The sequence below is a fragment of the Xanthomonas cannabis genome (assembly GCF_040616535.1).
GTDB classification, from domain to species: Bacteria; Pseudomonadota; Gammaproteobacteria; order Xanthomonadales; family Xanthomonadaceae; genus Xanthomonas; species Xanthomonas cannabis.
Map to the genome: position 1 here is coordinate 580,516 of NZ_CP136580.1, position 22,238 is coordinate 602,753.

At 66.2% G+C, this 22,238-nt stretch carries 23 protein-coding genes and 2 tRNA genes; 15 read left to right on the plus strand and 10 right to left on the minus strand.

The annotated features are described in order from the left end of the window. The first annotated feature begins 113 nt into the window (after positions 1-113). The 3 genes from trpD to RZV17_RS02470 all read left to right on the plus strand — a co-directional run bounded on the left by trpD (position 114) and on the right by RZV17_RS02470 (position 2,799). Positions 114-1,151, plus strand: coding sequence for an anthranilate phosphoribosyltransferase (gene trpD, locus RZV17_RS02460; RefSeq protein WP_184553261.1), 1,038 nt, complete (start codon positions 114-116; stop codon positions 1,149-1,151). 141 nt (positions 1,152-1,292) lie between these two features. Then, the gene (gene trpC / locus RZV17_RS02465) at positions 1,293-2,090 is read left to right on the plus strand and encodes an indole-3-glycerol phosphate synthase TrpC (RefSeq protein ID WP_047693413.1); all 798 of its coding nucleotides are present in this window, start codon (positions 1,293-1,295) and stop codon (positions 2,088-2,090) included. Further along, positions 2,083-2,799 carry a haloacid dehalogenase-like hydrolase gene (locus RZV17_RS02470; protein ID WP_047693412.1) on the plus strand — a complete coding sequence of 239 codons (717 nt, stop codon included), beginning with the start codon at positions 2,083-2,085 and terminating at the stop codon, positions 2,797-2,799. Before trpC ends, RZV17_RS02470 begins: the two co-directional genes overlap by 8 nt. A gap of 401 nt (positions 2,800-3,200) precedes the next feature. On the opposite strand, the gene crp is transcribed toward RZV17_RS02470, so the two are convergent. Further along, a complete protein-coding gene (gene crp, locus RZV17_RS02475; RefSeq protein WP_029218612.1) occupies positions 3,201-3,893 on the minus strand; it encodes a cAMP-activated global transcriptional regulator CRP in 693 nt (230 codons plus the stop codon). A 137-nt stretch (positions 3,894-4,030) separates the two neighbouring features. Here crp and speD point away from each other — a divergent pair, with 137 nt between their 5' ends. Further along, entirely contained in the window at positions 4,031-4,825 is a 795-nt protein-coding gene (speD, locus tag RZV17_RS02480; RefSeq protein ID WP_005990692.1) for an adenosylmethionine decarboxylase, read from the plus strand. Between the two features lie 162 nt (positions 4,826-4,987). Further along, complete coding sequence (locus RZV17_RS02485; protein ID WP_166743688.1) at positions 4,988-5,302, plus strand: multidrug efflux SMR transporter; 315 nt, start codon at positions 4,988-4,990, stop codon at positions 5,300-5,302. A gap of 50 nt (positions 5,303-5,352) precedes the next feature. On the opposite strand, the gene coq7 is transcribed toward RZV17_RS02485, so the two are convergent. After that, complete coding sequence (gene coq7, locus RZV17_RS02490; RefSeq protein WP_355606960.1) at positions 5,353-6,006, minus strand: 2-polyprenyl-3-methyl-6-methoxy-1,4-benzoquinone monooxygenase; 654 nt, start codon at positions 6,004-6,006, stop codon at positions 5,353-5,355. A 182-nt stretch (positions 6,007-6,188) separates the two neighbouring features. Here coq7 and rplM point away from each other — a divergent pair, with 182 nt between their 5' ends. Continuing rightward, positions 6,189-6,617: a 50S ribosomal protein L13 gene (rplM, locus tag RZV17_RS02495; protein ID WP_003483082.1), complete on the plus strand. Its 429-nt coding sequence runs from the start codon at positions 6,189-6,191 to the stop codon at positions 6,615-6,617. A 2-nt stretch (positions 6,618-6,619) separates the two neighbouring features. After that, positions 6,620-7,012, plus strand: coding sequence for a 30S ribosomal protein S9 (rpsI, locus tag RZV17_RS02500; protein ID WP_005990700.1), 393 nt, complete (start codon positions 6,620-6,622; stop codon positions 7,010-7,012). A 452-nt stretch (positions 7,013-7,464) separates the two neighbouring features. On the opposite strand, the gene RZV17_RS02505 is transcribed toward rpsI, so the two are convergent. Both RZV17_RS02505 and RZV17_RS02510 read right to left on the minus strand, forming a co-directional pair. Continuing rightward, a tRNA-Gln gene (locus RZV17_RS02505) sits at positions 7,465-7,539 on the minus strand. Positions 7,540-7,591: 52 nt separating this feature from the next. Then, positions 7,592-7,668, minus strand: a tRNA-Met gene (locus RZV17_RS02510). A gap of 118 nt (positions 7,669-7,786) precedes the next feature. Between RZV17_RS02510 and RZV17_RS02515 the strand changes: the two genes are divergently transcribed. From RZV17_RS02515 to bfr, 3 genes are all read left to right on the plus strand, one after another. After that, positions 7,787-8,404, plus strand: a complete 618-nt coding sequence (locus RZV17_RS02515; RefSeq protein WP_047693410.1) for an RNA pyrophosphohydrolase — start codon at positions 7,787-7,789, stop codon at positions 8,402-8,404. Positions 8,405-8,484: 80 nt separating this feature from the next. Further along, positions 8,485-8,694 (plus strand): bacterioferritin-associated ferredoxin, encoded by a 210-nt coding sequence (locus RZV17_RS02520; RefSeq protein WP_039408037.1) that lies wholly within the window; start codon positions 8,485-8,487, stop codon positions 8,692-8,694. A gap of 383 nt (positions 8,695-9,077) precedes the next feature. Then, positions 9,078-9,548: a bacterioferritin gene (gene bfr / locus RZV17_RS02525; protein WP_039408039.1), complete on the plus strand. Its 471-nt coding sequence runs from the start codon at positions 9,078-9,080 to the stop codon at positions 9,546-9,548. 531 nt (positions 9,549-10,079) lie between these two features. Here bfr and RZV17_RS02530 read toward each other — a convergent pair. The 3 genes from RZV17_RS02530 to RZV17_RS02540 are packed head-to-tail and all read right to left on the minus strand — an operon-like array spanning position 10,080 to position 15,013. Beyond that, positions 10,080-12,344, minus strand: coding sequence for an ATP-binding protein (locus RZV17_RS02530; RefSeq protein ID WP_355609123.1), 2,265 nt, complete (start codon positions 12,342-12,344; stop codon positions 10,080-10,082). Between the two features lie 39 nt (positions 12,345-12,383). Beyond that, positions 12,384-14,348 (minus strand): EAL domain-containing protein, encoded by a 1,965-nt coding sequence (locus tag RZV17_RS02535; protein ID WP_355606965.1) that lies wholly within the window; start codon positions 14,346-14,348, stop codon positions 12,384-12,386. A 38-nt stretch (positions 14,349-14,386) separates the two neighbouring features. Continuing rightward, positions 14,387-15,013: a DUF4126 domain-containing protein gene (locus tag RZV17_RS02540; RefSeq protein ID WP_039408048.1), complete on the minus strand. Its 627-nt coding sequence runs from the start codon at positions 15,011-15,013 to the stop codon at positions 14,387-14,389. Positions 15,014-15,141: 128 nt separating this feature from the next. On the opposite strand from RZV17_RS02540, the gene RZV17_RS02545 reads away from it, so the two are divergent. The 5 genes from RZV17_RS02545 (at position 15,142) to ampE (ending at position 19,054) form a co-directional block, all read left to right on the plus strand. Then, a complete protein-coding gene (locus tag RZV17_RS02545; protein ID WP_355606969.1) occupies positions 15,142-15,879 on the plus strand; it encodes a DUF6776 family protein in 738 nt (245 codons plus the stop codon). Positions 15,880-15,882: 3 nt separating this feature from the next. Further along, positions 15,883-16,335 carry a polymer-forming cytoskeletal protein gene (locus RZV17_RS02550; RefSeq protein ID WP_039408055.1) on the plus strand — a complete coding sequence of 151 codons (453 nt, stop codon included), beginning with the start codon at positions 15,883-15,885 and terminating at the stop codon, positions 16,333-16,335. A gap of 80 nt (positions 16,336-16,415) precedes the next feature. Continuing rightward, positions 16,416-16,802 carry an iron-sulfur cluster insertion protein ErpA gene (gene erpA / locus RZV17_RS02555; protein ID WP_039408059.1) on the plus strand — a complete coding sequence of 129 codons (387 nt, stop codon included), beginning with the start codon at positions 16,416-16,418 and terminating at the stop codon, positions 16,800-16,802. A gap of 319 nt (positions 16,803-17,121) precedes the next feature. Further along, positions 17,122-18,021: an NAD(+) diphosphatase gene (gene nudC / locus RZV17_RS02560; protein WP_355606973.1), complete on the plus strand. Its 900-nt coding sequence runs from the start codon at positions 17,122-17,124 to the stop codon at positions 18,019-18,021. A 139-nt stretch (positions 18,022-18,160) separates the two neighbouring features. Next, positions 18,161-19,054, plus strand: coding sequence for a cobalamin biosynthesis protein (gene ampE, locus RZV17_RS02565; protein ID WP_039408063.1), 894 nt, complete (start codon positions 18,161-18,163; stop codon positions 19,052-19,054). A gap of 206 nt (positions 19,055-19,260) precedes the next feature. Here ampE and RZV17_RS02570 read toward each other — a convergent pair whose 3' ends face one another. The 3 genes from RZV17_RS02570 to RZV17_RS02580 form a co-directional block, all read right to left on the minus strand. Then, complete coding sequence (locus RZV17_RS02570) at positions 19,261-19,671, minus strand: DUF2752 domain-containing protein (RefSeq protein ID WP_355606977.1); 411 nt, start codon at positions 19,669-19,671, stop codon at positions 19,261-19,263. Next, positions 19,671-20,015: a CD225/dispanin family protein gene (locus RZV17_RS02575; protein WP_006450995.1), complete on the minus strand. Its 345-nt coding sequence runs from the start codon at positions 20,013-20,015 to the stop codon at positions 19,671-19,673. The genes RZV17_RS02570 and RZV17_RS02575 overlap by 1 nt, the downstream gene beginning before the upstream one ends. Before the next feature lie 287 nt (positions 20,016-20,302). Continuing rightward, positions 20,303-22,225: an MFS transporter gene (locus RZV17_RS02580; protein ID WP_355606981.1), complete on the minus strand. Its 1,923-nt coding sequence runs from the start codon at positions 22,223-22,225 to the stop codon at positions 20,303-20,305. Positions 22,226-22,238: the final 13 nt, after the last annotated feature.

The window sequence follows — 22,238 nt, forward strand, 5'->3', positions numbered from 1 at the left end:
GTGCAGCTGCTTGGCCTTGGTACATCTGCTAGCTTCCGCGCGTTCCCACACTGATCGAGCGCGGCGCACGTCGCCTGCGTAGCCACCCATCACGTTCTGCCACGGTTGTTCCCATGCCCATCACACCGCAAGAAGCCCTGCAGCGCACCATCGAACACCGCGAAATCTTCCACGACGAAATGGTCGAGCTGATGCGGCAGATCATGCGTGGCGAGGTGTCGGACATGATGGTCGCCGCCATCCTCACCGGGCTGCGGGTCAAGAAGGAAACCATCGGCGAGATCGCCGGCGCCGCCACCGTGATGCGCGAGTTCTCGCGCCGCGTAGAGGTGAGTGATCGCCAGCACATGGTCGATATCGTCGGTACCGGCGGCGATGGCTCGCACACCTTCAATATTTCCACCTGCGCGATGTTCGTGGCTGCGGCCGGTGGCGCGAAGGTGGCCAAGCATGGCAACCGCAGCGTGTCGTCCAAGTCCGGCAGTGCCGATGCGCTGGAAGCGCTGGGCGCGGTGATCGAGCTCCAACCCGAGCAGGTGGCGGCCTCGCTGGCGCACACCGGTATCGGCTTCATGTATGCGCCGGTGCATCACCCAGCCATGAAGGTGGTGGCGCCGGTGCGTCGCGAAATGGGCGTGCGCACCATCTTCAACATTCTCGGCCCGCTGACCAACCCCGCCGGTTCGCCCAACATCCTGATGGGCGTGTTCCACCCGGATCTGGTCGGCATCCAGGCGCGTGTGCTGCAGGAACTGGGCGCCGAGCGCGCACTGGTGGTGTGGGGCCGCGATGGCATGGACGAGCTTTCGCTCGGCGCCGGCACCTTGGTGGGCGAACTGCGCGATGGCCAGGTACGCGAGTACGAAGTGCACCCGGAAGACTTCGGCATCGCCATGTCGGCCAGCCGCAACCTCAAGGTGGCCGATGCTGCGCAATCGCGCGCGATGCTGCTGCAGGTGCTGGACAACGTGCCCGGCCCCGCCCTGGACATCGTCGCGCTCAACGCCGGCGCTGCGCTATACGTGGCCGGTGTGGCCGAGAGCATCGCAGACGGCGTCGTGCGCGCCCGCGCGGTGCTGGCCGATGGCTCGGCGCGCGCGCGGTTGGACGGCTATGTCGCCTTCACCCGCCAGATCGCCGCATCGGCCTGACCATGCACCTGCCAGCACTGCGCCGGCCATCACACCGCGGCATCCTCACCAGTGCGCAGGCATGCTGCGCAGGTGGGCGCGCAGCGACGGTGCGGTGTCGCCGTCTTGACCGATAATGCCCGCCCGCCAGGACCCGATACGATGAGCGACATCCTCAACACCATCCTTGCCCGCAAGGCCGACGAAGTGGCCGAGCGCAGCGCGCGCGTGCCATTGGCAGAGCTGGTCGCGCGCAGCGCGGATCTGCCGTCCACGCGCGGTTTTGCCGCCGCCATGCAGGCCAGCATCGCCGCCGGCGACCCGGCGGTGATCGCCGAGGTGAAAAAGGCCAGCCCGTCCAAGGGCGTGATCCGCCCGGACTTCCACCCGGCCGACATCGCGGTCAGCTACGAATTTGGTGGCGCCAGCTGCCTGTCGGTGCTGACCGACGTGGATTTCTTCCAGGGCGCCGATGCCTACCTGCGCCAGGCGCGGGAGGCCTGCACGCTGCCGGTGTTGCGCAAGGATTTCACCGTCGACCCGTACCAGGTCTACGAGGCGCGCGTGCTGGGGGCCGACTGCATCCTGCTGATCGTCTCGGCACTGGAGGATGCGCAGTTGGCCGACCTGTCCGGTCTGGCCATGCAGCTGGGGCTGGACGTGCTGGTGGAAGTGCACGACATCGACGAGCTCGAGCGCGCGGTGCAGGTGCCGGTGCCGCTGATCGGCATCAACAACCGCAACCTGCGCACCTTCGAGGTGTCGCTGCAGACCACCCTGGACATGCGCGCCGCGGTACCGCGCGACCGCGTCCTGGTCACCGAGAGCGGCATCGTCACCCATGCCGACGTGCAGCTGATGCGCAGCCACGGCGTGAACGCGTTTCTGGTCGGCGAGACCTTCATGCGCGCGCCCGAACCCGGCGAGTCGCTGCGTCAGCTATTCTTCGCGCATGACTGAGTCGTTTCCCGCACCGCGCGACGATGCACCGCTGGTGGTCTTCGACTTCGACCACACGTTGTACGACGGCGATTCCGGCAGCCATCTGTTCGCCTGGCTGATCAAGCGCAACCCGTTGCGCCTGCTGGTAGCGCTGCTGGCATCGCCCATTCTGGGGCCGATGGTGGCGATGTTGCCCACCCGCCGGCGCGGCGTGTCCGGCTACGTCTGGATCGCCACGTTCGGCCTGCACCGCGCGCGCGAGTTCAACCGGTTCATCGACGCCTACGTGCTCAAGCATGAAGCACAGATCCGGCAGCGCCTGCTGCCCCACGCCTTGAAGGTGTTCACCGACCATCGCGCCGCCGGCGATCGCGTGGTGGTCGCCACGGGGGCGCCGCCCGAGCTTGCGCGCGCCATTCTCGGCTTTGTCGCCCACCAGGATGTACCGGTGATCGGCAGCCTGGTCGGCCCGCGCCTGGGTGCGGTCACCGCGCGGCGGCACTGCCACAACGAAGAGAAGATGCGCATGTTGCGCGAGCGCGGCTACGCCGACATTGCCATTGCCTATTCCGACAGCACGGCAGACCTGCCGCTATTGAAGGCGGCCCGCGCGCCGGTGGTGGTCAATCCCAAGGCCAATCGCGAAGCGTTGTTCCGCCAGGTGCTGCCTGCCGGCACGCCGATCCTGAACTGGGGTTGCCGCGACCGCGGCGGCAAGGCGCTCTAAGGCCCGCTTGTTTCTACACAGCGGGACGCGATGCACATCTGAGGGCTCGCAAGCCCAAGCCATGCAGCACCGCGTCAGGCACAGGCGTAAGCACTGAGCAGACGCAAGCAATGAAACCAGCGTGTCGCGGCGGCGGCAGTCAGCGCCACCGCAGCGGCTCGCGAAGGCGCAGCCACCAGTGCAAGCACACGTCGATGCACAGACTGCGTTGGGCCTGCACTACTGACGACGCGCAACGTACGCACTGCGCACCAGCTCGACACGAGCTCCGCGCAGCGGTGTGTGTGGGGGGGGGCGCAAGCATCAGCCCGCTGCAGCCTGGATTGCAGCAGCCCGGTTTGCCGTTCCGGAAACCACGGTCGGTGCTACTTCCGCACCGACCGTGGATCGCTGGCGGTTTCTTAGCGCGTGCCGTACAGCACCACGGTCTTGCCGCGTGCATGCAACAGGCCGTCGGCCTGCAGCTTCTTGAGTACACGGCCGGCCATTTCGCGCGAGCAGCCGACCAGGCGTGCCAGCTCCTGTCGCGACACCCGCAGCTGCGTGCCCTGCGGGTGGCTCATCGCCTCGGGCTCCTTGGACAGATCGTGCAGGGTGCGCACGATGCGGTCGGTCACGTCCAGGAAGGCCAGGCGGCTGGCTTTCCTTGTGGTGTCGAGCAGTCGTTTTGAAAGCTGAACACCCAGTGCGTACAAGATGCGCGGTGCATCCGGTGACAGGCTGGTCTGGAACAGCTGCTGCAGGCGCTCGTAGCTGATCTCCGCCAACTCGCACTGGGTGCGGGTACGCAGAATCACTTCGCGGGTATCGGATTCGATGAACAACCCCATCTCGCCGACGAACTCGCCGCTCCCGAAGTAGCCCAGCACCAACTCACGATCGTCATCTTCTTCGGCAATGATGCTCACCGAGCCGCTGATGACATAGTAGAGGGTGCCGGCCGGGTCTCCTGGCCGGAACACATCGGTCCTGGTCGGATAGCGCCTGCGGTGGCTGTGCGCCAGAAAACGCTCGATGGTGCCCGCGTCCAGCGCCAGGGAAGGGGTAGCGTTACGTACCGTCGTAGTCACAACCGTCGTGTTTCCTGGGCTCATGGTAGTTCCGCGTGTAATTCCTGAAGCTTAACGGCATGAGTCATGCAAGGTAAACCATTCTCAACATCGGCATTTCGTTGCTGGGATCTTTGGCTCATAATTGACTCCTTTCCCGCTTTCCATAAGGACAGACCGACGTGGTCAAGCCGTTGCCTCGCCTGAGGCTACAGGGGTTCAACAACCTCACCAAGGCGCTGAGCTTCAACATCTACGACGTCTGTTATGCGCGTACCGAAGAGGAGCGTCAGCGCTACATCGAGTATATCGATGAGCAGTACGACGCCGATCGCCTGACGCAGATCCTGACCGATGTGGCCGAGATCATCGGTGCCAACATCCTCAATATCGCACGCCAGGACTACGATCCGCAGGGCGCATCGGTGACGATCCTGATCTCCGAAGAGCCGGTGATCGACAAGAAGCAGGCCGGCAAGGAGCTGATCTCCGATGCCGTGGTTGCTCATATGGACAAGAGCCATATCACGGTCCATACATATCCGGAAACGCATCCGCAGGAAGGCATCGCCACCTTCCGCGCCGACATCGACGTCGCCACGTGCGGGGTCATCTCGCCGTTGAAGGCGCTGAACTACCTGATCGAGAGTCTGGAATCGGACATCGTGATCATGGACTACCGCGTACGCGGCTTCACGCGCGACGTGAAGGGCAAAAAGCATTACATCGATCACAAGATCAACTCGATCCAGCACTTCCTGGCCAAGAACGTGAAGTCGCGTTATGAGATGTTCGACGTGAACGTCTATCAGGAAAACATCTTCCACACCAAGATGCACCTCAAAGACTTCGATCTGGATCAGTACCTGTTTGAAGAGCGTGCCAAGAACCTTTCGTTCAAGGAGCGCATGAAGATCGAAACGCTGCTCAAGCGCGAGATCGAAGAGCTGTTCCACGGGCGTAACCTGAGCGAGTAAGCGCAGCGAACGACCGATGCGCGCCTGTTTGCAGGTGCGCAACCGAATCAAGGCGGGACGGCCCGCCACGCGATGACCTCGCGTTCCACAGCCGACGGCGGCCCAGTGTGCACACACTGGGTCGCTTTTTTTTTGTCCGTTTTTTCTGTGAGGAGTACTGCAATGCCTTGGATCTATCTCGTTCTGGCCGGTGTGTTCGAAATCGGCTTCGCCATGGGGCTCAAGTACAGCGATGGCTTCACCCGACTGTGGCCAACCGTGCTGACCATTGGCTTGGCCGGCATCAGCCTGTGGTTCCTGACCCAGGCCCTGAAGACCATTCCGGTAGGCACCGGCTACGCGATCTGGACCGGCATCGGCGCGCTGGGCGTGACCATCGCCGGCATCGCACTGTTCGGCGACAGCGCTTCATGGTCACGGCTGGCCTGCATCGGGCTGATCGTCGCCGGCGTGATCGGGTTGAAGTTGGTCAGTTAGTCAGCCCGCTGCACGGGCCGGCGCCCCACTTTCGACAATCCCGACCCCGGCTAGAGCCGGTAGGCCACCGTCTTCATCAGCTTGGACGCCAGGGCCATGGCGGTGGGGATGGGGGGCGGCAGCAGGCGTGCGCCGGCCTGCTCGGCCTGATCGGCGTGGCGGGCTTCGTCGATCTTCATCACGCGCAGGATCGCGCGGCTGCGCTGGTCGGTCGCGGGCAGGGTTTCCAGGTGTTCGTCCAGGTGGGCTTCCACCTGGCGTTCGGTCTCGACCACGAAGCCCAGGCTCCAGTCGTCCCCGCGTAGACCGGCCAGCGCGCCGAGTGCGTAGCTGCCGGCATACCAGAGCGGGTTGAACAGGCTGGGGCGGCTGTCCAGCTCGTACAGGCGATCGGCACACCAGGAGAGGTGGTCGGTTTCTTCCTGCGCGGCCTCCAGCAGATGGTGCTGGGTGTGTGCGTCGCGGGCGACCGCGGCCTGCCCGAAATACAGGCCTTGGGCGCAGACTTCGCCGACGTGATTGATGCGCATCAGGCCGGCGGCATGGCGGCGCTGGTCAGGTGACAAGGCGGTCTCCGGGGTGTCGGCGGCGGGATTGGGGCGCTCGGCAGGCGGGTTGCCGAAGACGGTCTCCAGCGCGCGCTGGGCTTCGACCAGCAGCCGGTCGAGCGGACTTTGCAGTCGGGTAGGGGAGGTCTGGGTCATGCAGGGATTCTGGCCCCCGGCCGACCCGCTGCCAACCGCCCGCCACTCGTGGCGGGGGCAGCTTGCGCCGCGGTGGGCTGGCGCGTACAATCCTGCCTCTTCTGTTTCGCCTTCACAACGCGTGGCAAAGTTCCAGTGGTCTTCGGCCGCTGCAATCCGCCCGACCACTCAAGAGTTTTCTCATGACTACGTTCACCGCCAAGTCCGAGACCGTCCAGCGCGACTGGTATCTCGTTGACGCCGCCGGCAAGACGCTCGGCCGTCTGTCCACCGAACTGGCCCGCCGCCTGCGCGGCAAGCACAAGCCGGTTTATACCCCTCACGTCGATACCGGCGATTACCTCGTGGTGATCAACGCCGAGAAGATCGTCGTCACGGGCAACAAGCTGAAAGACAAGAAGTATCACCGCTTCACCGGCTACATCGGTAACCTGAAGACCGAGAGCCTGGAGCAGGCGCTACAGCGCCACCCGGAGCGCGTGATCGAAATCGCCGTCAAGGGCATGCTGCCGAAGGGCCCCCTGGGCCGCACCATGTACCGCAAGCTCAAGGTCTATTCGGGTGCCGAGCATCCGCACGCCGCCCAGCAGCCGCAAGTTCTGGATATCTAATCATGGCTATCACGCAAAACTACGGCACTGGCCGCCGCAAGTCCTCCACCGCTCGCGTGTTCCTGCGCAAGGGCACCGGCAAGATCACCGTCAACGACCGTCCGCTGGACGAGTTCTTCGGCCGTGAGACGGCGCGCATGATCGTGCGTCAGCCGCTGGAGCTCACCAAGAACACCGAGAGCTTCGACATCCTGGTCACCGCGTCCGGCGGCGGCACCACCGGCCAGGCCGGTGCGATCCGTCTGGGCATCGCCCGTGCGCTGGTCGAGTACGACGAAACCCTGAAGTCCGAGCTGCGCAAGGCCGGCTTCATGACCCGCGACGCCCGTGAAGTCGAGCGTAAGAAGGTCGGTCTGCACAAGGCACGTCGCGCGACCCAGTTCTCCAAGCGCTGATCCATCGCGTTTGCTGCGCCCCGGTTCGCCGGGGCAGCTGCTTCAAGGCCCGGCATTGCCGGGCTTTTATCGTTTTGGGCGATCCCGATGCGCGCGCCCGCGGAGGGCAATGGCAGGGCAGGGGCTTGCGCCAATCGATTGGCGTGGCACGGCAGTAGTCGCGGGCAGGAGGGGCGAAGCGGCATGGCGCGCATGCGTCGGTCGGTGTGGCCGTGCATCCGGAGGGCCAGACGGCAGCGCGGCGCTGCTTCGTGTGTCATGCGCCGATGGCGGTTTCGGTTGCCTGACGGTCGTTCCGTACGAGCGCGATCAGCTCGAGCGACGCCGTAGTGCCTGTCCTGGTATCGGTTGGGTGGAGGTGGCTGCGCTTGGGCGCGTTGCTCTGCGAACGGCCGAGCCGGGTCATGGCGGCAACAAAAAAGGCCCGATCTTTCGATCGAACCTTTTGTGTCTGGCTGCCCCGGATGGATTCGAACCACCGAATGCCTGAGTCAGAGTCAGGTGCCTTACCGCTTGGCGACGGGGCAATAAAAACATGTTGTCCCAGAGTATCGCATGCCTGGGCAGGCCTGGATACCTTGGTGGCTATGGGTGGACTCGAACCACCGACCCCAGCATTATGAGTGCTGTGCTCTAACCGGCTGAGCTACATAGCCTAGGGAGCCGGCAATTCTTACGAAGCATCCGGGCGTTGTCAAGCATTTCGTTTTCAGCTTGTGAGCCGGGCGTCGCCGTGGCAGAGTCGGTGACAGTAGATTTTCAGGAGTCCGCATCGTGATCGATCCGGACGGCTTCCGGCCAAACGTCGGTATTGTGCTGATGCGCAAGGACGGTCAGGTGTTCTGGGCACGACGTGTGCGCAGGGACGGCTGGCAGTTCCCGCAAGGCGGCATGAATACCGACGAGACGCCCGTCGAAGCCATGTACCGCGAGTTGCGCGAAGAAACCGGGTTGTTGCCTGAGCATGTGGAACTGCTCGGCGCCACGCCCGGCTGGCTACGCTATCGCCTGCCGAGCCGGGCGGTGCGCCGCAACGAGCGGCAGGTCTGCATCGGGCAGAAGCAGGTGTGGTTCCTGCTGCAGTTCACCGGCGACGAATCCCATCTCAAGCTCGACCATACCGACACGCCGGAGTTCGACCACTGGCGCTGGGTGGATTTCTGGTACCCGGTCGAGCACGTGGTGATGTTCAAGCGCGGGGTCTATGCGCGTGCGTTGCGCCATCTGGCGCCGCTCGCGCAGAATCTGGCGGGGCCGGCAGCGGTCGGGGTCATGCCGGAGCGTGCGCTGGAGGCATGGTTGCCGGGCAGCAGTGCGGCCGGTCACGACAGCCCGCGCAAACGCCCACGCAAGCGGGGCGGGCCTCGCCAAGTGCGGATTAATAATGATTAACGTTTGGAATTGACACCTATTCTCGTTTGCGGTGCAATCGGTGCCGGTCCTCTCCGGATCGCAAGCACCCGACCGATACCGTGTACGTCTGCATCTGTAATGGGGTCACCGACCACCAGATCCGCGAAGCGGCCGACAACGGCTGCGCCAGCCTGGCCGAGCTAACCATGCGAACCGGCTGCGGCTCCAACTGCGGGTCTTGCCTGGACATGGCAGCCGACCTGCTGCACCAGGCGCATGCAACACGTGCGCTGCCGCTACCGCTGGTGGGGCTGGCAAGCGCTGCCTGAGGTGTAACCTGCTGCGTGGCGGTCAGTCGTGGCAGCGTCTCCTGGCCCGCTGTGGATCGCTCCACTGCATAACCGCGCTATCGAGTCGCTGCCTCCGGACTTCTGCCCAAGCCAGAGACGAGGTCTCTGGGCTCCATCGTGGTGTGTGTCTCTGACTTCAGTATGGTGCTGTCGCGCTTGTGGCACTTGCGTTGATCGCAGCTCGCGCATCGGCGAGTGATTCGCTGCGGTCGTTGCGATGACTGCCAGGGGCCAGCCCGCTCGCCCTAGAGATGGCCTCGTTGGTCTCGGCGGGCATCACGCAACTGATCACGATTCGCGTTCCTTCATGCCTTGCGCCAACGCGTTAAAGTGCGCCCGGCTCACTGTCTCGGAGACATCGCATGAAGGGCGATACCAAGGTCATCGAGTACCTCAACAAGGTGCTCTACAACGAACTCACTGCGATCAACCAGTACTTCCTGCACGCCAAGATGCTGAAGAACTGGGGCCTGAAGGAACTGGCCGAGCATGAGTACAAGGAATCCATCGACGAAATGAAGCATGCGGACAAGCTGTCCGACCGCATCCTGTTTCTCGAGGGACTGCCGAATTTCCAGGCGTTGGGCAAGCTGCGCATCGGCGAAAACCCGACCGAGATGTTTCGCTGCGACCTGACGCTGGAGCGCGAGGCGGTGGTCGTATTGCGCGAAGCCGTGGCGTATGCGGAAACCGTCGGTGACTACGTGAGCCGCCAGCTGTTGGTGGATATCCTGGAGTCCGAAGAAGAGCACATCGATTGGCTGGAAACCCAGCTGGATCTGGTGGCGCGCATCGGCGAGCCGAACTACCTGCTGACCAAGCTGGATGACTGAGCGCGCTGAGCGCCCGGTGGGTGCAGGTTGTTGAGTTGGTGATGGGCAGTTGGGCCGGGTAAGAGCGGTTGGCTACTGGTCGTTGTTTCGCTTCGGGCGTCTGGCTTCGCGCCTGAATTGCATGCTTCGCGCGTAGCTGCACCTCATGCATCTTCCGGTGGGAGTGGACTTGGTGCATCCCTATCGTGTGATGCGTTCTTTGTTGTTCGGTGCGTCGTCGCGATGGTTCCGCAGGCGGGAATGCGCGTGGGGGCGAATGAGTGTTTATCACTTGATGCGCTGTTGGCAGTGGTTCGCGTTGCGTGTTGGTGCGGAGCTCGGTGCGTCCATAGTGATGGGTGTGAATTACGGGTGGCTTTGCCCCGTACCCTCACCCCAACCCCTCTCCCGGCGGGAGAGGGGCTTAGTCATGCGCCAGCTTCTAGCAACATCTGACTGACGTCAGACGTCAGACGTTAGACGTTAGACATCCCGAATCCCGGATCCCGGATCCCGAATCCCGGATCCCGAATCCCGTAAAGATGGCGATCGTCAGCCGGCTGCGCGGGTTGCGGCCTGCAGGCGGGCGACCTGGCCCAGCAGGGCGAGGCGGGCGCGGGCGTATTCGGCGATGACCAGGGCGACCATGACCGAGGGCCGTTCGATGGTGCCGGTACGCGCGGCCAGTTCGATGCGGCGTGCGGCATTGGACACGGTCAGGGCGCCGACGTTGGCGCTGGACGACTTGAGGGTGTGGGCCAGGTCGCGCAGCTGCATGCTGTCGCGGTTGGCGGCCGCAGCTTCCAGCTGTTCGATGATGCCCGGGGTGTCGTCCAGGAACAGCTGCAGGATGGTGATGGTGTCGGCGCCTGCCACTTCGTACAGCTCGTCGATGACGCTGCTGTCCAGGATCGGCAGCGCGCGGGCCTGGGCGCCGGCGCTGGCGCTTTCGGGATCGGCCGGGGCTGCACCGCTGGTGGGGCCCGGGAGCAACGGCTGACGGGGCAGCCAGCGCTGCAGGCAGGCATCGAGCTGCTCGCGGGCGACCGGTTTGGAGAGGTAGTCGTCCATGCCGGCAGCCAGGCAGCGCTCGCGGTCGCCGGCCATGGCATTGGCAGTCATCGCCACGATCGGGATCGGGCGGCCGCCGCTTTCGGTTTCCATCGCACGCCAGCGGCGGGTGGCGGCATAGCCGTCCAGTACCGGCATCTGGCAATCCATGAACACCATGTCGTAACGGGTCGATTCCATGCGGCTCAGTGCCGCTTCGCCGTCGGTTGCGGTGTCGGCCTCGAAGCCAAGAACCGCCAGCAGCTTCTGTGCCACCAGCAGGTTCACCGGGTTGTCCTCGACCAGCAGGATGCGCACCTCGCGCGCATTGGCCATGGGCGGCGCCAGCGGCTCGGGAATCATCGCCGACGTCAGTGCAGATCCATGCACGGGCTTGGGCTCCGGTGGCAGCACCAGCGTGCGCAGCAGCTCGTCCGGACTCTGCCGTGGGACCAGGGTGGCGTTGTGCTGCAGTTCGGTGGGCACCGGCTCGTCGCCGTAGAGCCAGATCAGCTGCAAGCCGCTGCTGTCCTCCGCGCGGGCCAGCGCGCGATGCACGGCGCGCGCGCTGTAGCGCAGGGTGTCGTGGTCGGCAATGACGCAGCGGAAGCCTTCGCCGTCGCTGTGGCGGCGCACGCGTTCCAGCGCGTCCTGGGTGGTTTCCATCAGCACATGCGACACGCCCCAGCTGTCGAGCAGGCGCTTGAGCCGCTGCGTCAGGCGCGCATCGGAGCTGATCACCATGACCCGCGCGGCATCGGCGCCGGTGGCCTGCTGCAGGTCGCCGATGACCTTGAGCAAGGGAATCTCGAACCAGAACGTGGCGCCGCGCCCGGGCTCGGATTCCACGCCGATGCGGCCGCCCATCAGGTCGATGATGCGCTTGCAGATGGCCAGCCCCAGCCCGGTGCCGCCGTACAGGCGGGTGGTGGAGGCGTCGGCCTGGGCGAAGGAGCGGAACAGGCGCGCCTGCTGGTCCGGGGCGATGCCGATGCCGGTGTCGCGCACCTGAAAGCGCAACAGATGCTGGCCGCGGGTTTCGCCCAGGCGGCGCAGCTGGATATCGATGCTGCCACGCTCGGTGAACTTGATCGCATTGCCGATCAGGTTGCCTAGCACCTGGCGCAGGCGGATCGGGTCGCCGCGTACCAGCAGGCGCACCGATGGCTCGATGTCCAGCCCCAGGCGCAGCTGGCGGCTTTCGGCGGTGCGCTGCAGCAGCTGCACGACGCCGTCGAGCAGCTCGCGTAGGTTGAAGGTGGTGATTTCCAGTTCGAGTTTGTTGGCTTCGAGCTTGGAGTAATCGAGGATGTCGTCGACGATGCGCAGCAACTGCAGCGAGCTGCCGGTGGCGGTCTGCAGCATGTCGCGTTGGTCCAGGCTGAGCTGGCCACTGGAGATGAGCTCCAGCATCGGAATGATGCCGTTGAGCGGGGTGCGGATTTCGTGGCTCATGGTGGCCAGGAACTCGCCCTTGGCCAGCGCAGCGGCTTCGGCTGCCTGCTTGGCGCGGAGCAGTTCCTGCTCGAGTTCGCCGTGGCGTTGCAGTTCCTGCTGCAGCCGCTCGCGCGCGAGGTCGGCTTCTTCCAGGCGCTGCGCCAGCAGTTGCTGCAGGCGGACGCTGCGATAGGCCGCCACGGCCGCGCAACCGGCAAACACCACCGCCAGCGCGGCAGCGGCGGCGGTCAGCGCGCGCCACGGGCCCGGGACGGCACTCCATTGCAGGCCTGCGCCCAGTGCTGCGGCGAGTGCGGCGACTGCAACCAGGATGCTCCAGCCGCGAAGGCGTCCTGCCTGTACCGTCACTCAGAGCACCGCGTTCGTGAAGTCGAAGTCCAGTTCCTTGCCGACGGTCTGCACCAGGTTGCCCTGGATGAAATCCACGCCGCTCATCCACATGGCGGCCGCTGCCTGCGGGTCTTCGATGCGTTGGCCGATGATCAGCAGGCCGCGCTGGTGGGCGATGTCGATGACGCCGCGCAACTGGTCGCGCACCGTGGCATTGCCATGCGCATCGGCAAAGCGATTGGCCATGCGCACGAAGCTCAGCGGCAACTGGCTCAGCAGCGCATTGGCTTCGTCGCCGGGCTCGAACTGGCTCAGGCAGAACTGCACGCCGGCGGGCATCAACCTGGCGCAGAACTGCTGCACGGTGACGGCGTGGATCAAGGCATCGTCCAGGCGCAGGTCCACGATCAGCGATTGCCCGGCCACGCCACGTTCGACCAGTGCCTTGAGCAACCAGTCGGCAAACGCGTCGCGCGCCAGCGTGCGCGGGGATTGCGACACGAACAGGCGTAGCGGCGGGCTGGCGTGCTGGTACAGGTGCAGCAGGCCCAGCGCGTGGTCCATGACCTGCTGGTCCAGATCAGCGATGCGCCCGGCCGCTTCGGCGGCAGGAATCACCTGGCCGGCCGACAGCAGCGTGCCGTCGGCCTGGCGCAGCCGCAGCAGCACCTGGTACTGCGCGGTGTCGCCGCCGGCCACGGCGACGATCGGCTGATAGGCCAGCTCGAGCTGGCCTTCGACCAGGCGCAGTTGCTCCTGCTGTTCGGCCTGGCTGGGGGCCAGATAGGTCTGCACGCCGTTGCTGCGCAGGCGCGCCTGCAGGGCGGTGCGTTCCACTGCTTCCAGCGCGCTGCCGGTATCGTCGAAGCCCAGGCTCAACGCTGCCGCGCCGATGGCGCAGCGCACGTGCACGGATTCTTCTTCGCGCACCGGGAAGCCGTTGGCGGAAAGCCGCTCGCGGATCTCCAGCGCGCGCTGTTCCAGGCCGGCTTCGTCCATGTCCACGGCCAGCAACAGGAAGCTGTTGTCGTTCAGACGCGCCAGCGGGTACGGCTGGGCGGCGGTGGCCAGACGATGGCCGGCCTGGGTCATCAGGCGCTCGTAGGCGGCATAGCCATAACGCTCGCGCAGGCCGAGCGCACTGGCGATCTCGATGAAGAACAGCCCGCCGGACTGCTTGCGCTCCAGCGCATCGGCAAGCAGCTGCATCACGTGGCCACGCGTGGGCAACCCGGTTTCCGGGTTGCTGCGCACGCTGACCTGCTCGCCGGCCTGCTGCAGCGCCTGCTGGCGTGCGCGACGGATGCGGTTGGACACCGCGGCGATCAGGTGGCGCGGGCGGATCGGCTTGGTCAGGAAGTCGTCGGCACCGCTGTCGAGCACTTCGAACTGACGCTCCGGGTCCGGGTCGCCGGTGAGAAAGACGATCGGCAGCAGGTGCTGGCCGGGTTGCTGGCGGATCAGGGTGGTCAGGCGGATGCCGTCCAGCTCGGGCATGTGCAGATCCATCAGGATCAGATCCGGGTGATAGTCCTGGATCGCCTGCGGCACGCTGGCAGCGGTCATTTCCACCTGCGCATGCATGCCGGCGCCGTGCAGCACGCTCTGTGCGAACAAGGCCTGCGAACGGTCGTCTTCGACGATCAGCACCCGATACGGCGCGTCGGCAGCGATGGTGTCGCTGCCGTCGAGGCTGGCGCCAGCCATCGCCGCGGTGGGGGACGACGCCGCTGCAACGGGCGAGTGGCCGGCCTGGCTCACCGCCCGCACTGGCGCGACCATTGGCGTGAGGCCCGGGGCGGCAGCGAGGATGGGGGCGGGAATGATGGCGGCGCTCACCGGCGCGGCAGCGTCGGATGCGCCGGCGGCCTCATCGGCCCAGCGGCGCCAGTAGTCGGCCGGCGGTGTCTCGGCGCGCAGCGGGCGATTACGCGTGGCGGTGTCGTCACGGGTGGTGAAAGGAACCGGATCTCGGGCGGCCATCGATACTCCCTGCAGTCGCGATGATTATGCGATGAACTTCACGATAGCGGGGAGCGGCGTGGAGCCGGCGTGCTGGCAGCGCGCATCGGCGCCACCAGCCGGCGCATGCCACGCCACAACAGTCGCCACACCCACCACACCACCAGCGCGGCCACCACGCTGGAGCCCACCGCAACACCCAGTGCCAGCCACGGGTGCGCCAGGGCCAGCGCCAGGGCGGTGGTGGCGATGGTGTCTTCGGCCAGCGAGGCGACCCAGTTGCTGGCCGGCTCAGGCGAGGTATTGAGCAGGGCGCGGGTGCCGGCCTTGAGCGTGTGGCTGGTCAGCGCCACGCCGGCACCGGCCGCCAGGGCGCCGGTGCCCAGATCGCCATCCGGCGACAGCGTGGCGGCGGCCAGAAATGCACCGGCCGGCACGCGCGCCAGGGTCTGCAGCAGATCCCAGCCCGAGTCCACGCCGGGGATCTTGTCGGCGAAGAATTCGGCCACCGCCAAGGCGCCGGAGGTACCCAGCACCCACCACGACTGCGCCGGATGCAGGGCGGGCGGCAGCTCGATCCAGCCGAGCAGCCCGGCCAGGCCGACGCCGAACACGGTGAGGTAGACGCGGATGCCGGCCAGCCAGGCCAGCAGGATGCCGATCACGAACAGATGGGCTTCGCTCATGGCGTTGCTTCCTGCGGACAATGCGGAACTATCGGATAACGGCCGTTCCAGCGCCAGCGCGACGGTCGACAAGGCTCTGGCACACTACGCCGCCGACCACAGCGCCGGCCCGTCCGGACCCGATGCCCATGAGACCAGCCGCACGCGTTCAGATCGTCCACCGGAAGTCGGGCGGTGGCCGTGCGACCGGCCGCTGGCTGTGGATCGTGCTGGCCCTGGTCTGGCTGGCGTCATTGGCCGGGGCGTGGTGGATGGCCACGCGCACCGCCGCACCGCGCCTGGTCCAGGCCGAGGCGGCACTGCAGCAGGCCCAGCGCAGCCAGGCCCAGCAGCGGCGGACCATCGAGCAATTGCAGCAGCGCCAGGTCAACCTGGCGATGTCGGACAAGATCAGCCGGGCCGCCAATACCGAAGTGCAGGCCTCGCTGGCCGAGCGCGACGAGCAGATTGCCGCGCTGCGCGCCGATGTGGCGTTCTACGAGCGGCTGGTGGGCTCCACGGCGCAGCGCAAGGGGCTCAACGCGCATTCGGTGCAGTTCACCGCCGAGGCCGGCGGCACCTGGAATTACAGCGTGGTGCTGACCCAGAACCTCAACCGCGGCGCGATCAGCCAGGGCCAGCTGCGCTTTGCGGTGGAAGGCGTGCGCGCCGGCAAGCTGGTGACGGTGAGCTGGAACGAGTTGCACCAGACGCCTGATGCCGCCGGCCAGCCGTACTCGTTCCGCTATTTTCAGCAGCTCGATGGCAGCGTCATCCTGCCGAAGGATTTCACCCCGCAACGTGTCAAAATCTCCCTGAGCGGCGATGGGGCGCCGGTCACTCAGACATTCGACTGGAAAGTCGCCGGCAATGGCGCGGGGGAGTAGCTCATGTTCGGAAACAAATCCAACCGTGGTGCGCAGACCGTGGTCGACACCTTGATCGGCCCGCAGGTGGTGATCCGCGGCGATGTGCTGTTCAGCGGTGGCCTGTACGTGGAGGGCCGCATCCTGGGCAAGGTGATCGCCGAGGACGGCGCCAGCGCCACCTTGACGGTGGCCGATCAGGGCAGCATCGAGGGCGAGGTGCGTGCACCGGTGGTGATCATCAACGGCCAGCTGACCGGCGATGTGCATGCGGCCGAGCGGGTCGAACTGGCTGCCAATGCGCGCGTGCAGGGCAATGTGCATTACCAGGTGGTGGAAATGAGCGCCGGTGCGCAGCTCACCGGGCGCCTGATCCATGCGGCCGCCGCGGCGGGCGTGACCGCTGCATTGCCGGCCCCGGACCCGAGCCGCGCCGAGCCGGCCAAGGCCTTGCAGGCCGAAACCGCCGAGGCCTGAGCCGGTGGGCGGCTGAAGCGCGGCGCGCTGGCCGTCGGGAGCGGCTTGAAGTAAGGCCGCCCGACCCCCATGCTGGGGCCATGAGTACGCTCGTTTCGCTTCCCACCGCCGCCCCGGCGCCGGACTACCAGTCCATCGACCGGCCGCTGAACTTTTCCGGAGCCGCCGCCGCCAAGGTGCGCGAGCTGATCCAGGAAGAAGGCAATGCCGACCTGGCCTTGCGCGTGTACATCGAAGGCGGCGGGTGTTCCGGCTTCCAGTACGGGTTCGAGTTCGACGAGAACCGTGCCGAAGACGATCTGGCCGTGGCCACCGATGGCGTGACGCTGCTGGTCGATCCGCTGAGCCTGCAGTACCTGATGGGCGCCGAGGTGGACTACACCGAAAGCCTGACCGGGGCGCAGTTCGTGATCCGCAACCCGAATGCCAAGACCACCTGCGGGTGCGGTAGCAGCTTCAGCGTCTGACGCCGGCTGGCCGGAAACGTCCGGTCAGGGGCGGCGCGCGATGGGTCCGGCACCGCCATGAACCCGCGACGCCGGTTCAGCCGGGTTGGCCAGATGCGCCATGCGGGTTCGTCCGTGTCGATGGCATAAACCATCCGTCGATCTGCCGGTGGCTCACGCCATGGCTGTAGCGCACACGTCATGGCGATGACGCCGCGCACCTGCTGCGCGGACCTGCGGCCTGGTGCGGTGGTCACCATCTGAACGCGCGTCGCGAGATGTCCGGCGACCGTGCGCTGCATGGTTGCGGGTGTGGCCGATTATCGGCAGGCTTGCGCCGATGTCAGAGTCCACTTTTCCGTTGTCCGGTTTTGCCTTCAGCCACGCGCCGCTCGACCGCGGCGATGCGCTGCGTGACGATCCTGCCGCGCTGGCGCAGCTGTGGCCGCAGGGCCGCGTGCTGTTGATCGATGCCAAGGGCACCGCCCTGGCCGATGCACAGGGGCAGCCGCTGGTGCTGCAGGGCGCGGCGCTTGCCGATGGCCCGGAGGCGGCGATCTTCCTGGGGCTACGCGGGGAGGAGGGCTGGTTCTGCCTGTCGGCCGATCCGCTCGACCTGAAGGCGCCGCAGCGGGTGGATCTGCGCCAGGCGGCGGCCGAGTGGCCGGCGGAGATCGCCACCGCAGTGGCGTATGCGCGGGCGATGCTGCATTGGCAGTCGCGCACGCGTTTTTGCGGTGTGTGCGGTGGGGCGATCGTGTTCCGCCGCGCCGGCTTCATCGCACACTGCACGCAGTGCCAGACCGAGCACTATCCACGCGTGGACCCGGCGATCATCGTGGCGGTCAGCGACGGTGCGCGCCTGCTGCTGGGCCGCCAGGCCAGCTGGGCGCCGCGCCGTTATTCGGTGATCGCCGGCTTCGTCGAGCCGGGCGAATCGCTGGAGCAGACGGTGGCGCGCGAGGTGCATGAAGAAACCCGCGTGCGGATCCGGCACTGCAGTTACCAGGGTGCGCAGCCCTGGCCGTTTCCCGGCGCGCTGATGCTGGGCTTCAGTGCCCATGCCGACGCCAGCGAAGTGCCGCAGGTGACCGGCGAACTGGAAGATGCACGCTGGTTCGGCCATGCCGAGATCGGCGCCGCGCTGGCCGGGCAGGGCGGCGAGGAGGGCATTGGCCTGCCGCCGGCCATCTCGATCGCCCGTGCGCTGATCGAGCACTGGTATCGCACCCATGGCTGAGCGCATCGGCGGCGCGCGCACGCGTCGGGTGGGCAGCGCAGCCCATGGGTGCCTGGCACAGGTGGGTGGTATGTGGCCGCCCTGCCCGTTGCGCGGCGGTTGCGCCCGCTCGGCTAGACTCGGCTGAGGAGGGACACCCATGTTCACGACCCTGGTTGCCGTTGTCGTTGCACTCACGCTGGGCCATCTGGTGCCGGCGCAGGTCGCCAGGTTGCGACGGTTCGACTGGTTCGGCCATTGGCTACGCCGGCTGGACAGCCATGCCGCCGGCCGCGGCGCCTGGCAGGGCCGCTATGGCGTGCTGCTGGCGCTGCTGCCTGCGTTGTGTGTGGTCCTGCTGCTGCAATGGCTGCTGGACGATGTGTGGCACGGCTTTCTGTCGCTGGTGTTCGGGGTGGCGGTGCTGGCCTGGACCTGGGGCCCGCGCGATCTGGATCGCGATGTGGAAGCGGTGATCGATGCCGACGAGCCCGGCGCGCGACGCGAGGCCATTTCGCACCTGCAGGCGGCCGGTGGCAGCGTGCACGAAGACGCGCCCTCGCTGGTGGAGGCGGTGGTGATCAACGGACTGCGTCGCTGGTTTGCGGTGCTGCTGTGGTTTCTGCTGCTGGGGCCATTCGGCGCGGTGCTGTACCGGCTGACCGCACTGGCGGTGGAAAGCCCGCTGTCGGTGTTGCTGCCGCCACGCAATCTGGCTGGCGCGCGCTGGCTGCTGGCGGCGCTGGAATGGCCGGTGGCGCAGTTGATCACCGTGTCGATGGCATTGGTGGGCAACTTCGACACCGTGTTTCGCGCATGGCGCGAGGCGCATGGCAATCGCTGGACGTTGGAGCCGCATTTTCTTGGTGCGGTGGCGCGTGCCAGCGTGAGCGCCGAGCTGCGCGAGGAAGCGCACGACTACACCGATTCGGGCCTGGTACCGGTATGGCGCCGCCTGCCGGAAGTGCGCGATGCGATGAGCCTGGTCTGGCGCGTGCTGCTGCTATGGATGGTGGTGCTGGCGTTGCTGGTGATTGCGGGGTGGGTGCGGTAACGCCGTGCCCGATGAGAGGCAGTCAAACAGCTGCGCCATTAGTGGAAAGCGCAAGCGCATCGCCATCGACGCCCACGAAGAGCCGGCTTCCATCGTCGAACCCGATGACGACTTTGCCAGGTGGTGACCTCTGGCAGTCTTCCCGGCTAATCGTTCGATAGCGTGCCTGGATTCTTGCACGGGACCGCGGAGTTGATTCTGACGACCTAACCCGGCGCCAGCAGCGTGAACGGGTACCACGGCAAATTGCGGGCGATCCAGTAGGTGGGCAAGGCCCATAGCCAGAACTTCGGTTCGGACATCGTCTGCACGACCGGGGCGAACCAGCGCGCGCGCCAGCCGGCTTTCCAGGCGATCAGGCCGGGCAGGGTGAACAGGCCGAGCACGGCGGCCGGATTCATTGCGAAGGCGCCGGGGAGATCGAAATGCACCAGCGCATGGAGTGCGCGGGTCATGCCGCAACCGGGGCAGTAGCAGCCGGTGACGGCGCGGAACACGCAGGGCGGGAACGGGCTGTTGCTCGCGTTCGGGTCGAAGCGATACAGCAGCGACACGCCAAAGGCGGCCACGCTGGTGGCCGCCCCCAGTCCAAGCCAATGGCGTGGACGCAGCTGCATTACTGCATGTGCTGCAACTGCTGCATGTAGTCCATGTAGCCCTGCATGCCGCCGGTGGCGACCATGCCGATGTTGATCAGCAGGCCGATGACGGCCAGCACGCTGGTCACGATGCACCAGGTCTTGGCGGTGTTGGAAGCGCGACGCGCGCCGTCGATGTCGCCCTGGTTGAGCAGGCCGTTGACCTTGCTGGAAAACACGATCGCCACGATGCCGGAGATCAGGGCCGGGCAGCACAGGCAGAAGCCGAGCACGGTGGACACGATCGCCCAGATCAGGTGATTGGGCACCGGGCCGGGTGCGGCGCTGGACGAGGGATGGATCGGCGGTGGGATGGCACTCATGGTGAAGCTCCTTGGGTGGTAAACAACAGCGAACTGATGGGTGAGTGGGGTGACTTATCCGGTGACGAGTGCATCGGTATGCCCACCGCCGCCGGCACGACAGCCAGCCGCTGGAATGAGCAACGCCCGCCGATCACGGCAGACACCTCAGGCGCGATGATGTTGAGCACAACGACTTCCCCCGGTGCGGCCTGTCGCGCTCGCTTGGCGAACGCGGCGGCAAAGCGTGCAGTGGCGCACAGGCTACTCGCGGTGCGCGACGGACGCAAAGCCCGCGCCCGCCAGACTCAGGCGCGGTCCTCACGCAATGCGCGCACCTGCTGTTCGAGCGATGCGGCGCTGGCCTGATCGCCGGCCACGGCGGGGCCGGCCACCACGTCGATCCGGGCGCGCATCCGGCGCGGCACGCGCATGCGGCCCAGGCGGGTGTCGCGGCGGCTCCACATGCTCGACCACATGCCGCGCAGCGCCAGCGCAATCACCGGCACGCTGCGGCGCGCCAGGATTTTTTCGACGCCGGACTTGAACGGGGCGATCTCGCCGTCCTTGGTCAACGCGCCTTCCGGGAAGATGCACACCAGTTCGCCATCGGCCAATGCCGCATCGATGCGGTCGAAGGCCTGCTGCATCAACGCGGGGTCTTCGCGCGCGCCGGCGATCGGGATGGCCTTGGCGGTGCGGAAGATCCAGCGCATCACCGGGATGCGGAAGATCTTGTAGTACATGACAAAGCGCACCGGGCGGGGGATCACCGCCGAGAGGATCAGCGCGTCCATGTAGCTGACGTGGTTGCACACCAGCAACGCGGCGCCGTCGTTGGGCACGTGCGCGTCGATGTCGCGCGCACGCAGGCGGTACAACACGCTCACCAGCACCCAGCTGAGGAAGCGCATCAGGAACTCAGGCACCAGGGTGAAGATCCACAGCGCCACCAGCGTATTGGCGATGGCCAGCGCCAGGAACACCTGCGGAATGCTCAGGCCGGGCAACGGAATACGCACGCCGAACAGCACCACCTGCGGCAGCTGCAATGCGATACCGATGACGGCCGCGGCCACGATGAACAGCGAGTTCTGGATGTTGAGCCCGGCGATCACGCGCGACAGCTCGGCCTTGGGCGTGCGGCTCTGGATCAGCGCGAACAGCGGCACCACGAACAGGCCGGTGAACAGGCCGATGCCGACCAGATCGACGATCAGCCGCACGCTGCCGGGCTGCTGCACGAACTGGCCGATCGACAGCCCGATGACCGGCGCTGCACCGGGACGGGCGAAATACAGATCCAGCAGAAACGCGCTGATGCCGAACGCGCCCAGCGGCACCAGACCGATCTCTACGGTGCGCCCGGACAGCCGTTCGCACAGCAGCGAACCGACGCCGGTGCCGATCGAAAACAACGCCAGCGCAAACACGTACAGGTCTTGCTGGCCGCCGAGATTGAGCTGCGCGTAGGTGGGCAACTGCGCGGTGAGCACGGTGCCGACGAACCAGAACCACGACACGCCCAGCACCGAGTTGCGCACCGCCGGCGTGCGCCGGGTCAGGCGCATGATGGCGCGCGACTCGGGGATGGGGTTCCAGTTGATGGTCAGCTCGGGCGCGCCGGCATCGACCTTGGGCACCAGCCGCGCCACCAGGTTGCCGGTGACCGCAATCGCAATTACCGCCGTGGCCGCCGCCTCCGGGCCATGGCTGCCGGCAATCTGGAAGATCAGCCCGCCGAAGATCATGCCGCACAGGATCGAGATGGAGGTGCCCATCTCGACCAGGCCATTGCCGCCGGTGAGTTCCTCGGGTTTGAGCACCGAGGGCAGGATCGAATATTTCACCGGCCCGAACAGGGTGGACTGCAGACCGGTGCAGAACAGCGCAATCAGCAGGATCACCATGTTCTCGGCGATGAAACCCACCGCGGCCAGCGACATGATGGCGATCTCCATCGTGGTGGTGATCACGATGAGCTTCTGTTTTTCCAGTTTTTCGGCGATCTGGCCGGCCAGCGCGGAGAACAGGAAATACGGCAGGATGAACAGTGCCGGCGCCAGATTGGTGTAGAGCGTGCGCTGCGCGGCATCGATGCCGAGATAGAACAACAGGCCGATGATGGCCTGCCGGTAGACGTTGTCGTTGAACGCGCCCAGCGCCTGGACAGCGAAGAACGGCAAGAAGCGGCGCTGCCTGAGCAGGGCGAACTGACTGTGACCGGACATGCAGTTTCCTTTG

Excerpts from the sequence above, each read along its gene's own strand:
- rpsI (WP_005990700.1), top strand. The coding sequence starts at position 6,620 with ATGGCTATCACGCAAAACTACGGCACTGGCCGCCGCAAGTCCTCCACC.
- nudC (WP_355606973.1), top strand. The coding sequence starts at position 17,122 with ATGTCAGAGTCCACTTTTCCGTTGTCCGGTTTTGCCTTCAGCCACGCG.
- erpA (WP_039408059.1), top strand. The coding sequence starts at position 16,416 with ATGAGTACGCTCGTTTCGCTTCCCACCGCCGCCCCGGCGCCGGACTAC.
- coq7 (WP_355606960.1), bottom strand. The coding sequence starts at position 6,006 with ATGACCCAGACCTCCCCTACCCGACTGCAAAGTCCGCTCGACCGGCTG.
- RZV17_RS02535 (WP_355606965.1), bottom strand. The coding sequence starts at position 14,348 with ATGGCCGCCCGAGATCCGGTTCCTTTCACCACCCGTGACGACACCGCC.
- RZV17_RS02545 (WP_355606969.1), top strand. The coding sequence starts at position 15,142 with ATGAGACCAGCCGCACGCGTTCAGATCGTCCACCGGAAGTCGGGCGGT.
- crp (WP_029218612.1), bottom strand. The coding sequence starts at position 3,893 with ATGAGCCCAGGAAACACGACGGTTGTGACTACGACGGTACGTAACGCT.
- rplM (WP_003483082.1), top strand. The coding sequence starts at position 6,189 with ATGACTACGTTCACCGCCAAGTCCGAGACCGTCCAGCGCGACTGGTAT.
- trpD (WP_184553261.1), top strand. The coding sequence starts at position 114 with ATGCCCATCACACCGCAAGAAGCCCTGCAGCGCACCATCGAACACCGC.
- RZV17_RS02550 (WP_039408055.1), top strand. The coding sequence starts at position 15,883 with ATGTTCGGAAACAAATCCAACCGTGGTGCGCAGACCGTGGTCGACACC.
- RZV17_RS02570 (WP_355606977.1), bottom strand. The coding sequence starts at position 19,671 with ATGCAGCTGCGTCCACGCCATTGGCTTGGACTGGGGGCGGCCACCAGC.
- ampE (WP_039408063.1), top strand. The coding sequence starts at position 18,161 with ATGTTCACGACCCTGGTTGCCGTTGTCGTTGCACTCACGCTGGGCCAT.
- RZV17_RS02540 (WP_039408048.1), bottom strand. The coding sequence starts at position 15,013 with ATGAGCGAAGCCCATCTGTTCGTGATCGGCATCCTGCTGGCCTGGCTG.
- RZV17_RS02485 (WP_166743688.1), top strand. The coding sequence starts at position 4,988 with ATGCCTTGGATCTATCTCGTTCTGGCCGGTGTGTTCGAAATCGGCTTC.
- bfr (WP_039408039.1), top strand. The coding sequence starts at position 9,078 with ATGAAGGGCGATACCAAGGTCATCGAGTACCTCAACAAGGTGCTCTAC.
- RZV17_RS02580 (WP_355606981.1), bottom strand. The coding sequence starts at position 22,225 with ATGTCCGGTCACAGTCAGTTCGCCCTGCTCAGGCAGCGCCGCTTCTTG.
- trpC (WP_047693413.1), top strand. The coding sequence starts at position 1,293 with ATGAGCGACATCCTCAACACCATCCTTGCCCGCAAGGCCGACGAAGTG.
- RZV17_RS02470 (WP_047693412.1), top strand. The coding sequence starts at position 2,083 with ATGACTGAGTCGTTTCCCGCACCGCGCGACGATGCACCGCTGGTGGTC.
- RZV17_RS02575 (WP_006450995.1), bottom strand. The coding sequence starts at position 20,015 with ATGAGTGCCATCCCACCGCCGATCCATCCCTCGTCCAGCGCCGCACCC.